Annotated in this window: 12 protein-coding genes; 10 read left to right on the top strand and 2 right to left on the bottom strand. The window is 50.0% G+C overall.

Features of this window, described 5'->3' with window-relative positions; genetic code table 11:
- Positions 1 to 99 precede the first annotated feature (99 nt).
- A complete protein-coding gene (locus ACEN86_RS12595; RefSeq protein ID WP_495630975.1) occupies positions 100 to 1,872 on the bottom strand; it encodes an Ig-like domain-containing protein in 1,773 nt (590 codons plus the stop codon).
- A 377-nt stretch (positions 1,873 to 2,249) separates the two neighbouring features.
- Here ACEN86_RS12595 and ACEN86_RS12590 point away from each other — a divergent pair, with 377 nt between their 5' ends.
- The 7 genes from ACEN86_RS12590 to ACEN86_RS12560 all read left to right on the top strand — a co-directional run bounded on the left by ACEN86_RS12590 (position 2,250) and on the right by ACEN86_RS12560 (position 9,040).
- Positions 2,250 to 3,131 (top strand): NAD-dependent epimerase/dehydratase family protein, encoded by an 882-nt coding sequence (locus ACEN86_RS12590; protein WP_495630974.1) that lies wholly within the window; start codon positions 2,250 to 2,252, stop codon positions 3,129 to 3,131.
- Positions 3,132 to 3,157: 26 nt separating this feature from the next.
- Positions 3,158 to 3,907 carry an SDR family NAD(P)-dependent oxidoreductase gene (locus tag ACEN86_RS12585; protein ID WP_495630973.1) on the top strand — a complete coding sequence of 250 codons (750 nt, stop codon included), beginning with the start codon at positions 3,158 to 3,160 and terminating at the stop codon, positions 3,905 to 3,907.
- Positions 3,908 to 3,972: 65 nt separating this feature from the next.
- Entirely contained in the window at positions 3,973 to 4,902 is a 930-nt protein-coding gene (locus tag ACEN86_RS12580; RefSeq protein WP_495630972.1) for a Gfo/Idh/MocA family protein, read from the top strand.
- Positions 4,903 to 5,031: 129 nt separating this feature from the next.
- A complete protein-coding gene (locus tag ACEN86_RS12575; RefSeq protein ID WP_495630971.1) occupies positions 5,032 to 5,790 on the top strand; it encodes a TetR/AcrR family transcriptional regulator in 759 nt (252 codons plus the stop codon).
- A 24-nt stretch (positions 5,791 to 5,814) separates the two neighbouring features.
- Entirely contained in the window at positions 5,815 to 6,561 is a 747-nt protein-coding gene (gene map / locus ACEN86_RS12570) for a type I methionyl aminopeptidase (RefSeq protein ID WP_495630970.1), read from the top strand.
- 296 nt (positions 6,562 to 6,857) lie between these two features.
- Positions 6,858 to 8,333, top strand: coding sequence for an MDR family MFS transporter (locus ACEN86_RS12565; protein WP_495630969.1), 1,476 nt, complete (start codon positions 6,858 to 6,860; stop codon positions 8,331 to 8,333).
- 83 nt (positions 8,334 to 8,416) lie between these two features.
- Positions 8,417 to 9,040 (top strand): TetR/AcrR family transcriptional regulator, encoded by a 624-nt coding sequence (locus ACEN86_RS12560; RefSeq protein WP_495630968.1) that lies wholly within the window; start codon positions 8,417 to 8,419, stop codon positions 9,038 to 9,040.
- Between the two features lie 165 nt (positions 9,041 to 9,205).
- Here the strand turns inward: ACEN86_RS12560 and ACEN86_RS12555 are convergent, their stop codons facing one another.
- Complete coding sequence (locus ACEN86_RS12555; RefSeq protein WP_495630967.1) at positions 9,206 to 10,441, bottom strand: multidrug effflux MFS transporter; 1,236 nt, start codon at positions 10,439 to 10,441, stop codon at positions 9,206 to 9,208.
- Between the two features lie 222 nt (positions 10,442 to 10,663).
- On the opposite strand from ACEN86_RS12555, the gene ACEN86_RS12550 reads away from it, so the two are divergent.
- From ACEN86_RS12550 to ACEN86_RS12540, 3 genes are read left to right on the top strand one after another with little or no spacing between them, the layout of a single operon-like run.
- The gene (locus ACEN86_RS12550; RefSeq protein ID WP_495630966.1) at positions 10,664 to 12,352 is read left to right on the top strand and encodes a glycoside hydrolase family 13 protein; all 1,689 of its coding nucleotides are present in this window, start codon (positions 10,664 to 10,666) and stop codon (positions 12,350 to 12,352) included.
- A 55-nt stretch (positions 12,353 to 12,407) separates the two neighbouring features.
- A complete protein-coding gene (locus tag ACEN86_RS12545) occupies positions 12,408 to 13,340 on the top strand; it encodes a DUF7916 family protein (RefSeq protein WP_495630965.1) in 933 nt (310 codons plus the stop codon).
- Positions 13,341 to 13,352: 12 nt separating this feature from the next.
- Positions 13,353 to 13,859: a metallophosphoesterase family protein gene (locus ACEN86_RS12540; RefSeq protein ID WP_495630964.1), complete on the top strand. Its 507-nt coding sequence runs from the start codon at positions 13,353 to 13,355 to the stop codon at positions 13,857 to 13,859.
- Positions 13,860 to 13,861: the final 2 nt, after the last annotated feature.

Raw genomic sequence — 13,861 nt, 5'->3', positions numbered from 1 at the left:
TTTGGTAAGTTAAAAGCTTGGTGGAAATCTAACAGGAGGAGTAAGAGGATTCGGTGTAATCTTTAAATAAAGAGCCATCCAGAGGGATGGCTCTCATGATTATCTCGGCACGTAGGCACGAACAACCTGAACCAAAGCTTTATAGGTTTGACCGTTATATTCCGCTATAACATGGGTAATGCCGGCGTGAACGCCGATAATGTTGCCGTCCTTATCATATTCAGCGACTTTGGGGTTCTCACTTTTGAATACAGCCTGTTTGGTAACATTATGAACTTGTCCGTCCTTGTCCTTAAAGATGGCAATTGTATCGATCGAAGTACCTGCAGACAACGAGTATTCATCTGAATCCAGATAGAAGGCACCGTCAGCTGTTCCCGGATCTCCATTTGCCGAGACATTTACCCGAAGCTGGGCATACAGACCTTTGTACTCTGCAGTGATTGTGGTGCTGCCTGGTTTCTTACCGGTAATGAGTCCTGATCCATCTACGGTCACCACATTCTCATCATTTGACGTGTAGGTAACAGGATCAGTAATCTCAGCCTTGGTTCCATCTGAATGTACAGCTTGAGGATGCACGGCCACATTCTTGCCTACTTCCAGAGTCTTGGTTGCGTCGGGGAACTCAATACTTGTAACCTTGGGTTCTTCCGCCTGGCTGCCGGCAAGCTTGGTCAGTTGAAGAACATATTCTTCACCCTGATTGGCCTGGCCCGTAAGCACGAATCCGCCATCCGGAGAGACCGCGCCTCTGCCAACAGCATACAGATTCGGTTCGCCGAAGAGCACGTTGTCCAGAACCTCACCGTTCTTATCTACCTTGAGCACCTCAAATTGATTTTGTTCGTCAGGGTATTGACCTTTCTCATTCTCTCCTAGAAGCGCATAACCGTCTTGAGTACGAACAACCTGTGTGAAAAGCTCACGATCCGGAGTCGGGTCATAAGTCTTCTCCCAGATGACCTCGCCATTTGCGTCGATCTTGGTCAGGATGTTAATATCCGCACTGGTTCTGCTTCCAATCACATAACCTCCATCGGTCGCAGGCGTTATCGAGAATGCCGAGCGTTTGGAGCCCCCTTGAGTAAATTTCTTGGTCCAGACTTCTTCGCCTTTCGCATTCAGCTTGGTCGCTATAGCGGCATCATTCTCGCCGGGGCCGTACATCGAGTTAATGGTACCCACTGAAATCGTTCCGCCGTCAGAGGTTGGTATGATATCATTGAAATATTGATTGCTATCGAATGTGAACTTCTTATACCACAGCTGGTTACCCTGGGCATCCGTCTTGAGTACATACGCCGGTGCCTCTCCCCACGAGGTTGCGCTGTAGCCGGTCACTACGTAACCGCCATCTTCACTTTCTACAACAGATTCACCATACTGATTGGCGGATCCGCTACCATACTCTTTCTCCCATACAACACTGCCCTGGGCAGACAATCTGATTAAATAGACGACACTGTGCGGCCTGCCGTCATAATTCTTGGTCGACCCGCTGACAATATATCCACCATCCTTGGTAGGAACTGCTTTATAAGCGTAAGTATATTCCGAGTCACCATGCTCTACCTTTTGTTCCCATTCTTTCTGGCCGGAGGCGTTAACTTTAAGAATGTAGGCCCCTGTAATTCCATAGCTCGAAGGGTCTGTTCCGGTAATGTCCCCTGCAACGATGTAGCCACCATCGGGGGTAGGGGTTACACCGCGTCCATTGGAAGACAGCTGATCTTTCCCATATTCATGTGACCATTCAATCACCGGTTTCTGGGTGTCCAGAGCGGCATATCCCGTGCTGGCGAACACCCCTGTAGCAACTGTAAGACTAGTAATCAGATAAGCGGACTTGCGAATCATAGTATGGAACAAACTTCGACACTCCTCCCGGATATTTGTATTAAAGTTATGGTTGATAAGTAGGAAACTTCTATTTCTCCATTATTATGGAAGTGTTTTCATTTGGGTATCCCACTATATTCATAAATTATGGAAGACAGAAGACTCATAAAGTCGGGAAATGGGACCCTTTTACAAACCTGTAAATTAGGTAGAGTTGCCCTGTTCAGGTACTTAAGCATCACAAGTCAATTTCATTTGGAAAAGAGGCGGATCACCTGCCTTGTTGTTTAGAATCTTTTAAATGTTTACAATTTAAGAGAATCCTTTAGACTGAACTGTCTGACGTAACCTAGTGAAATGCGATATTCGCCTACTAAATGAATACACATCATTGGAGGTAAAGAACCATGGCAAAAGTATTAATTTTCGGGGGAACTCGTTATGTTGGCAAAAAACTGGTTGAGCTTCTTCTTCGGGAAGAACATGATGTCACTTTGGCGACCCGAGGCAACACACCGGTTATCTTTAGCAGGAGGGTCAAGCACTTAACACTCGACAGGACGAGCAGAGCAGATCTGCTGCGAACAGCATCTAGAGGAGACTGGGACGTGGTGTATGACAACATCTGCTATTCCCCGGATGACGCCAGCAGTGCGGTTCAGGCCTTCGATGGTCATGCCGGTCGTTATATCCTAACTTCAACTCTATCTGTATATGATCCAGTTGATCATCTTCTGACTGAGAAGGACTATGATCCTTATCTAAATCCTATCCGTGAAGGTTCAGCTGCAGATTTCACCTATCAGGAAGGCAAGCGTCAAGCAGAGTCCGTCTTCTTCCAACAAGCGAGCTTCCCTGTTGCCGCCATGCGGATTCCTATTGTGCTGGGTCTGGATGATTACACCAAGCGGCTTCATTTCCATGTGAATCATATCAAGGAGAAGCTGCCGATCGGGGTTCCAAATCCGGCTGCTAGACTTAGCTTCATCTCCTCGGATGAGACAGCGAAATTCCTGGCTTGGCTGGGTCAGGGCAAGCTTGAAGGGCCTGTTAACGCCGCTTCTAGCGGAACGCTTTCCGTCCGTCAGATTCTTAGTATCATTGAAGAGGTCACCGGACAGACTGCAGTTATCCAGGCGGATACTCACCCGGAGCACAGGTCGCCATTTGGTGTGCCGGCAGACTGGGTCATGGACACGAATAAAGCGGTTCAAGCCGGGTATTCCTTTGCTGCACTATCAGATTGGTTCCCTGAGCTTGTAAGAGATATTGCGAACGGAAAAGCATAAGGTTAATTTGAACAGGAGGGATTGCTTTGTGTTATGAAGGAAAGGTTGTCATCGTTACCGGTGCGGCGGATGGAATCGGGCGCTCTGTAGCGGAAGCTTATGCTGCGCTAGGAGCCTCGGTCATTATTGCAGATACCCAGGAAGCCAAGGGAGCTGCTGCTGCGGCAGAATTACGCCAAGAAGGAAGACATGCGATGTTCGCTTCTTGTGACGTGAGGAAAGAAGAAGACATTATACGATTGATGCAGGAGACAGCAAGCGAGTATGGGCGTATCGATATCCTGATTAACAATGCGGGTATCTCCAGGTGGAAATCTCCTTATGAGCTTAAGCTGGAAGAATGGGATGATGTGATGAACACCAATGTCCGCAGCTGCTTCCTGGCAACCCGGGAAGCTGCCCGGCATATGACAGAGCTCGCGATTCAAGGAGCTGTCGTCAACATCTCCTCAACACGGGCTGTCATGTCAGAGCCGAATTCAGAAGCCTACGCGGCTTCCAAAGGGGCCATAAATGCATTGACCCATGCCATGGCGATCTCTCTTGGCAAGGATGGGATTAGAGTCAACAGTATTAGTCCGGGATGGATTGAGACTAAAGACTACGAGGCGCTGCGTCCGGAGGATCACCAGCAGCATCCGGCGGGAAGAGTAGGGAGACCTGACGATATTGCCAGAGCTTGTCTCTATTTGACCCATCCGGACAATACATTTATTACAGGTGCTAATTTGGTTATTGATGGTGGAATGACCCGCAAAATGATTTACGAAGAGTAGAAGTATCTATTTCTAGTGAATTCTATATTAATAGAGCCTACGCACATTAATGGAGGAGCTGACCTATGAGAATTGGTATTATTGGACTTGGAGGCATTGCCCAAAAGGCTTATCTGCCGGTAATTACGGCCCGTGAGGATATTGAGTTGGTATTGTGTACCCGCAATCTACAGACACTAAATCAATTAAGCGCCAAATATCGGATTCATAAGCATGTTCAGACGGTGGAAGAGCTGATTGCAATGGGAGTAGAGGGAGCGTTCGTCCATACCTCTACCGAATCCCATCCTGCTATCGTGGAGCAGCTGCTGCGAGCCGGAATTCATGTCTATGTGGACAAGCCCATTGCGTACACACTGGCGGAATCGCGCCGGATCGTGGAGCTTGCTGAACAGACAGGCCGGAATCTGATGGTCGGATTCAATCGAAGATTTGCTCCCATGTACGCCAAGCTTAAAGATGTGGAAGAGCGCCGTCTGGTTATTTTGCAGAAGAATCGTCTGCATCATCCGGATATTGCCCGCCGGTTCGTCATGGATGATTTCATTCACGTTGTAGATACACTTCAGTTTCTGGCCCCTGGGGACATTACCGGATCCCATATCTCTGCCCGAATAGAAGAGGGTAAGCTGTATCAAGTTATGCTGCAGCTGGATGGTGAGGGATTCAGCTGTGTGGGAATCATGAACCGGGACAACGGTGTAAATGAAGAAATACTTGAAGTGATGAGTCCAGGGAACAAATGGATGGTTAAAAATCTAAATTCAACAATTCATTATACCGGCGGGGAAGAACAGCATTCTCATTTCAGTGATTGGGATCCGAATCTGTATAGAAGGGGGTTTGATCAGGTCATTGATGAATTCTTAACCTCGGTTAGAGAGCAGAGAGCACCTTCCCCTTTACCCCGAGATGCGCTGAGAACACATGAACTGTGCGAAGATCTGTTGAAGGAACTAGAAGCAAGAGGTGCTGCCGCCTGGGTTCAGAGCTAAACGTAGTACACTGGTCAAGCACTAACTTCCTTGTTGAGACGGACATCCCCACGCTAATGTCTTGTAATTAGCAAGGGGATGTTTTATATTGACATTACAGCAGGTCAAAAAAAGAGGTGAACAGACGAGTTGACTCCGCGCACGAAGGAACAAAACGAAGAGATCCGGCTTCGGCGTCTAGCGCAGATCCGGAGGGCCGCTGCCGATGTGTTTTTGAATAAAGGGCCATTACTTGAAATCCGCGATGTAGCTGGACAGGCGGGGCTTGGCTATGGCACGGTCTACCATTATTTCAGCAATAAGGGCGATTTGCTCCATGATCTGCTATGGGACGCTTTGGACCGGGCCGGGATAGGGCTGGACACCCCGCCTGCTGCGGCTCCTGGGAAGACGCCGCCGGCAGGCGGGGAACATGTCAGGGCTGCTGCGGTGAATACCGGCAGCTTGCACGCCGCGGCCAGTCTAAGCGAACGGCGCGCAGCTCCTGCCGCCGCATCTAGTCTAAGCTGTGCTGCGATGGCAGCAGAAGAGCTTGGTCCCGCTGCCGCCGCCTGCATTCGGCTGCTGCAGCTGTGGGCGGAGGACCACGCCCTATATCTGCTGCATAAGCTGGCCGTTGAAGGCTTTGCCCCGCTGCCTGAGGCGCTTTCAGGCCCGCTCTCAGCGGCCTTTAGCCGTGAGGTGCTAGCGCCGCTGGCCGCGCTGCTTGAGTCCGGGCACGAGGCAGACGTGGCTGGCCCTTCCAGCGGGAATGCGGCGCAGCCGCATGATCAGCTGCAGCGGGCGGAAATGCTGCTGGCCGCCTTGGTCGGCTGTGCTTCAATCTCGCTCCGCCGCGGAAAGCTGCACGAAGAGGCCGGGGATATCGCCCGGCTGCTAAAGTTATAATCGAGAAGGAGCGAATAGATCACGATGATCATTCTGAAATCACCCAAGGAAATCGAAGAGATGATGCCGGCAAGTCAAATCGTTGCGGACTGCTTACGTGAGGTGACCAAATTGATTGAACCTGGAATCACCACCCAGGAGATCAATGACTTTGTTGCAAGACATATTACCAAGCTGGGAGGCCGGCAGTTCACCAAGGGGTATAACGGTTTCCCTGCTGAAACCTGCACTTCGGTCAACGAGGTGGTGGCCCACGGCATTCCTTCGAATCTGGTACTTAGAGACGGGGACCTGTTGAAGCTTGATATTGTTGCAGAATACGGCGGATGGTTCGGCGATTCGTGCTGGAGCTATACCGTGGGGAATGTCCGGCCTGAGGTTCACAAGTTAATGCGGGTGACCAAGGAATGCTTGGAACTGGGGATCGCCCAGGCGATCCCGGGAGGGCGACTAGGCGATATTACGTCAGCAATTCAGCAGCATGCGGAAGCGAACGGCTTCTCGGTTGTACGGGACCTGCTTGCACACGGGATCGGGCGTAGTCTGCACGAGGAGCCCAGCTACGAGCATATCGGAACAGCCGGCAAAGGCATTCGCTTGAAGGAAGGCATGGTCTTTACGATAGAACCCATGATCAACGAGGGGACTTACCATATTACGATTGATGATGATCAGTGGACGGCGAGAACGGCCGATGGCAAGCTGTCGGCGCAGTATGAGCATACGATCGCGATCACAGCAGACGGACCGCTAATTTTAACGGCCCAGTAAGAACAGAGACGAACAGGCGGGAATGCATTTCGCCTTCATGCGAATGAGCCGCTTAACGATATATATTCAAGAGAAACCGCATAGGAATGCGGTTTTTTTGTTATGGCTAGTTATTATGAACAAATAAATATACTTGTTGTTTACATTGACTCTGCGGACAATTGTCTGATAGTATACAACGTGCGGACAATTGTCCGCATTGATAGCATGATCGTTTGAAAGGAGAGCGGAGACATTCCATCCATTCCATACTGTAGATTGCCGTTAGATGTAGATACATATAAGGAGGATTAATTATGAATACAGCAAGTACAACTTCGGGAGCCAATGCCCCCATAGGCGAGATTAAACGGCTTCCCATAGTGATTTCTCTCATGATAGGGGCATTTCTCGCTCTGCTTAATGAGACTTTGCTTGGTGTGGCTCTCACTGACCTGATGCAGGATTTGAAGGTACCCTACTCCACGATTCAGTGGTTGACTACAGGTTATATGCTGTTGATCGGAATTCTGGTTCCGGTGACAGCTTTACTGATTCAGTGGTTTACAACCCGGCAGATCTTCATCAGTGCGATGGTACTGTTCTTCGCCGGCACCCTGATTGCCGGATTGTCTCCGAGCTTTGGGGTCTTATTGATCGCGCGGCTGGTGCAGGCACTTGGAACAGGTCTGCTGCTGCCTGTAATGATGAATACCATCCTGACGATCTATCCGCCGGAGAAGCGCGGGGCAGCCATGGGTACAATTGGCCTGGTCATTATGTTCGCTCCAGCCATTGGCCCTACACTGGCCGGATTGATTTTGGATTCCTTGAACTGGCGCTGGCTGTTCTTCTCTGTTCTGCCGCTGGCCTTATTCTCCATCATTTTTGCTTCCATTTATTTGCGCAATGTGTCCGAAGTAACACGTCCCAAGGTAGATATCTTATCTATCCTGCTCTCTACCATAGGCTTTGGCGGGATTGTCTATGGATTCAGCAGTGCAGGTGATCCCCAAGTCGGTTGGTCAAGTCCGCTGGTCATTGCTTGTCTGATTGCCGGTTCTATCGGCTTGTTCTTGTTCGTTATTCGTCAGATCAAGCTACGCGAACCCGTACTGGATATGCGGACCTTCAAGTACCCGATGTTCTCGCTGGCCGTCATTCTGATGGTCATTCTGATGATGACTTTGTTCTCGACACTGACCCTCCTGCCGATGTTCATGATTAGTGGACTTGGGCTAAAAGCATTCACCGCCGGCCTTATCCTGCTCCCTGGCGGAATTATTAACGGATTTATGTCACCGGTCACCGGCCGTTTATTTGACCGGTTCGGGCCTAGAGCTCTGGTGATTCCCGGTATTGTCCTCATGGCAATCACCCTGTGGATGTTCACCCGGGTAACGACCACATCCGAAGTGTTCGTGATTATTATCCTTCATTCCGTTCTGATGATCGGACTGTCGATGGTCATCATGCCTGCACAGACGACAGGACTCAATCAGCTGCCGCGTCAGCTGTATCCCCATGGTACTGCCATCATGAATACCATTCAGCAGGTGGCTGGCGCAGTGGGGACAGCTTTATTCATCAGCATCATGTCCTCCGAGCAGAGCCGCTATCTAAGTGGTGTCCAAGATCCGCATAATCCGAAGCAGCTTGCAGAAGCCATGACTTCCGGTGTGCATCATGCATTCTGGGCTGCGGCCATTTTGACGGTTGGCGCTCTGATCCTGTCCTTGTTCATGCGACGGAGTACCAGTCCTCTTGAGCAGCCGGCCCAAAGCCAAGTTTAGCGGGTATTGATCCTATAAGAGAGTAAAGGTTACAATGAATTGATGTATTTATCCATTACTTGCTTAGAAGGAGAACTTGGTCTATGCCGCTTCATGAAGAGAGTAGAAGCCATCTGGAGATTAATGATTTGATATTAAAGAATGCCAGATTACTGATCGAGGAGAAGGGTGCCGATAAAGTCAGCATGCACCAGATAGCCAAGGCAGCAGGGATCGGGCAGGGAACCTTATATAGAAGATACACAAGCGTAGGAGACATTTGCCTCAATCTGATCGAGGAGAAACTGGCTGCCGTGATGCAGGATATTCGCAGCGGGATCAGTCTGGACATGCGACCTGTCAGAGATAAGATAGAAGAAGTTGTCCATAAATGGGCGATGTTCGTCGAGGATATGATGAACTGGATTGGTGCGTTGGAGGATAACTGCAAGATGCAGAAGATGGGTTTTGAATTTTCCCAGTCTCCTCCTTATGTATTTATCTATGGAACTCTTAGTGAACTCTTGAAAGAAGCGGCTGAGAACAATGAGACTAAGCCCGGTGATGCCTGTTTCGTCATCAATGCGTTTTTATTCTTGTTCGCTCCGGATTCCTATATTTATCTGCGGCGTAATCATGGCTATACGCCTGAAGCCATAGCGTCCAAAGCGTTTGCGCTTTATTTCAAGCCTTTATTTGCCGACTCCCAGAACCAGATTGGTTCATAAGGGAGTTACAACCCTATAGCGACCCTATACAAAAAGAAACCGCCTTGGCGGTTTCTTTTTTGTTATCCTATATGCCCCGGATCCCACTTTAATCCGATGATGTCGAAGCAGGCTGTACCGTGGACATACCTGTGAATGGGATACCCTGCTTGTAAATAATCCATCTTACTTTCGCGCCCGGTTCGCTGCTTGGCGGACCAGCAGGTAATAACAGCTGATTGCCAAGAGATCTGCAGCTGTGATCACCACACCCATCGGCGCAGCCGTATGGCTTCCACCCATCCCAACCAGCGGTGCGCATACGGCTCCCAATATGTAAGGTAGTAGTCCAAGAAGAGCAGAGGCACTTCCTGCCGAATGGGCCTGTTCCTTCATGGCCAGCGGGAAGCTGGTCGTTCCTACAATGCCTACAGAAGCCACGACGAAGAAGAGCGGCACAAGGACCGTGACCAGCCGCGGGATGAAGATGATGCTCAGCAGCAAGGCAACAGCTCCCCAGGCTGCAATGGCAAGACCCGCTGTAAGCAGCTTCTCTTCACTATACCGGCCTGCCAATCGTCCGGTGACTTGACTCGCAGCAATAATACCGATGCCGTTGATTGCGAAGATCAGACTATACATCTGCGGAGATACGCCGAAGATCTCCTGCATGACGAACGGCGATCCGGATATATACCCGAACATAGCAGCGGTCACAAGACCCCCGGCGAAGGTATAACCCATGAATACACGGTCCTTCAGCAGCCTGACGAAGGTGGAGAAGGTCTGCCGAATCCCTCCTTCAGCTCTTCTCTGCTTGGGAAGGGTCTCGGGCAGGCTGAAGAAGACGGCCGCCAGCATAACCAGGGCAATTAGCGCCAGAACAACAAACACACCTCTCCAGGGAAATATCCGTAGGAGCTGTCCGCCGATTATGGGTGCCAGTATCGGCGCAGCCCCGTTAATCAGCATTAATAAGGAGAAGAACTTGGTCAGTTCTGTTCCGGAGTATAAGTCTCTGACAATGGCCCTGGACAGAACTATCCCTGCGGCGCCGGATACCCCCTGGATGAATCTGAGCGCGATTAATACCCCAATGGAAGGAGAGAATACGCATAACAGCGAGCACAACGCATATACCGCCAGAGAGATCATAAGAGGAGACCGTCGTCCTTTTACATCGCTTAGAGGTCCGACCACCAGCTGGCCGAGAGCAAGTCCCAGCAGAAATGTGGTTAAAGTAAGCTGTGTAAGGGAAGCTGTAGTATGCAGGTCTGCCGTGAGCTTAGGCAGCGAGGGCAGGTACATATCGATCGATAAGGGTCCGAAAGCGGATAAAGAGCCTAATATAACGGCCATCCCTAACCGCCGTGTGCGGGTTAATGTCAGTGTGGGTAGGTTGTCTTGTTCGATTCTGTTCATTTCTTCCCATCACTTCCTTTCTTATTCGAAATAAATTGCATCCTGTGAGCTCATTGAACAGACCTGATTATTATACATTAGCTGTTAAATGTAAAGGATAAATAGAAGCCTGCCGCCGAAGTGAACCAGCTTCCAATTTGCTTAAAGGTTGTTCTAATTGGCTGACCTTGTTTAAAAGAATACAAATAGGATTTTTACATAGAAAAAAGGAGGTCTTGCGGCATGAACCCCAAGTGGTGGAAAGAAAGCGTAGTTTATCAGATCTACCCAATCAGCTTTAAAGACTCGAACGGAGACGGAATAGGAGATTTAAGAGGAATCACCTCCAAGCTTGATTATCTGAAGGATCTGGGTGTCGATATGATCTGGCTGTGCCCCATCTACAAGTCTCCGAACCATGATAATGGGTACGATATTAGTGATTATTGTGACATTCAGCAGCAGTTCGGGACACTGGAGGATTTCGACCGGCTTCTTCGTGAGGTCCATGCCCGCGGCATGAAGCTGATGATGGATTTAGTGCTTAATCATACTTCCGATGAGCATCCGTGGTTCGTTGAGTCCAGAGCCTCGGAAGACAACCCCAAGCGTGACTACTATATTTGGCGCAAAGGCAAGAATGGCGGCCCTCCAAATAACTGGGAGTCCTACTTTAGCGGCTCTGTATGGGAGCATGATTCTGCTACCGACAGCTATTACCTCCATCTTTATGCCAAGCAGCAGCCCGATCTGAACTGGGACAACCCCGCGGTGGTGGACGAGCTTCATAATATGATTCAGTGGTGGCTTAAGAAAGGGGTAGACGGATTCCGGTTCGACGCCATTGCCCATATTGTCAAAGCCCAGGGACTGCCTGACGCAGAGAATCCTAATCATCTTCCGACCGTGCGTGCCTATCAGCTGTTCTCAAATCTGGATAAAGTTCATACCCTGCTTCAGAATCTTCATGATAAGGTCCTTTACTTCTACGATATTATGACTGTCGGTGAGACCTCAGGGCTCGGGCCCCATCAAGCGCTTGATTATGTAGGGGATACCCGCCGCGAGCTGAATATGGTGTTCCAATTTGAGCATATGTATCTGGATGCCGCTTCACCGGGGAGCGGAAAGTGGGATATCAAGCCCTGGAACCTCATTGAGCTCAAAAAAGTAATGAGCGAGTGGCAGGTGGTGCTTCATAATCAAGGATGGAATGCGAACTACCTTGGGAATCATGATCAGCCGCGCCCGGTATCCCGGTTCGGAAATGATCTGAATTTTCGCGTGCCTTCAGCCAAAATGCTGGCTACGTTCCTCCTCACTCTGGAGGGGACGCCTTACATTTTTCAAGGGGAAGAGATTGGAATGACGAATCCTTCATTCGATTCCATTGAGGATTACAGAGATGTGGAGACGCTGAACTTTTATCATGAGATGAGAGAGAGAGGAGTCCCGGATGATGAGGTTATGAAGGCTATTCGGAAGAAAAGCCGGGACAATGCAAGGACCCCTATGCAGTGGGATAATACCGAGCATGCCGGATTCACCTCCAAAGGGCAGCCCTGGATCAATGTGAACTCCAACTATATGGAGATTAATGTTGCTGCAGCTCAGAAGGACCCCGACTCCATCTACAATTACTACAAGACTCTAATCTCCTTAAGGAAGCAGCACAAGGTTCTGGTGTACGGGGAATATAAGCTCCTGCTCCCGCTGGATACCGAGATTTATGCCTATACGCGCACTTTAGAGGAGGACAAGCTCCTGGTTATCCTTAATTTCTTCGACCAGCAGCCGTTATTTGAATGGCCAGCCGATCTGAATCCGGACGGGGCTAAGCTGTTGATCTCGAATTACAAGCCTGCTGCGGAAGAGGATATTCAGAAGCTTCAGCTGAGGCCTTATGAAGCGAGAGTCTACTTATTAAGTTAATCAAGGTATAATAACATTAGAGTACGATAAGAAATAGGAGATCGAGGTGCGTAGGATGAAGAGAATACTCGACTGCAGAGCTTCTGATTTCAGACAGATGGACCGTGAGGAATTGAAGCAATCCATTCTTGCTGCCGAAGGAAGAACAATTATTTCGGAAAATGTGGTCACGAAGTCCCTTCTGCCTGAGGTTTCCAATGCGGAACTGTCCAAAGCATTCGGTGCGGATATGATCCTCTTGAATCTTTTGGATGTATTTAAGCCCTCCGTCTGCGGAGTTGTTGAGGGTAGTAGCTTCCAGCCGGACGCGGGGTCCGAGGTGGGTTCAAATAGAGAAGTAATCCGCAGGCTCAAAGCGCTGACCGGACTTCCGGTTGGGGTGAATCTCGAGCCAGTTGATGAAGAGGCGGATGCCGTGGAAGGGCTGCATACACTGCCTGAAGGAAGAAGAGCCACGGCTGCCTCGCTTGCCGAAGCGAAGGCACTCGGCTTCGATTTCATCTGCTTAACGGGCAATCCGAAGACCGGAGTAACGAATGAACAGATCCTGCAGACCATTCATCTTGCCAAGGAACACTTTGGCGGTCTCATCCTGGCAGGCAAAATGCACGGAGCCGGCACCAGAGGCAAAGTGACGGATATCGATGCATCTGTCCGGTTCGCCGAGGCGGGTGCCGATGTGATTCTTTTACCTGCTCCGGGGACGGTTCCGGGTCTAAGAGAAAGAGAACTGGCGGCGATCATTACAGCGGTTAAGGAGAAGGGCGCCCTCGCAATGGCTGCCATCGGCACCAGTCAGGAAGGGGCGGATGTCTCCACTATTCGTGAGATTGCCCTGAGTGCCAAGAGAGCGGGCGCGGATGTCTTCCATATTGGGGACGCCGGATTTGGAGGAATTGCGGTTCCCGAGAATATCCAGGCATTATCCATAGCGATCCGTGGCCGCAGGCATACTTATATTCGTATGGCCGCTTCCCCACTGCGATAGGAGGAATTATCTATGATCATTGGAGTAATCTCGGACACGCATATGCCAAGATCCGCCAAGCGGCTTCCTGCTGCCGTGATCGAAGCGTTCGGCGGAGTAGATCTCATTCTTCATCTTGGAGACTGGGTCACCTTGGATGTCTATGAGCAGCTTGCAGCGCTTGCTCCTGTTGAAGGTATAGCCGGGAATAACGATCCTGGTGAGATTATTGACCGGTTCGGGCACAGGAAGATCCTGACGCTTGGGACTTACCGGATCGGCCTTGTGCATGGCCATACGCCATTTGCCGGGCGAAGTACGGAAGAGAAGGCACAGCTGTCCTTCCGGGAAGACGAAGTGGACGCGATCTTGTTCGGACACTCGCATCAGCCTTTGCTGAAGCAGGAGAATGGCGTTCTTCTGTTCAATCCCGGCTCAGCCACCGACAAACGCAGGGAGTCCCGCTATTCGATTGGCCTGCTTGAGCTTAATGAGGATGGAATTGAAGCGAGACATATTTTTTATGATTCAAAAGAATAGCA

Source organism: Paenibacillus sp. Paensp111 (assembly GCF_059492195.1).
This window is presented reverse-complemented; position numbering and strand designations above follow the sequence as displayed.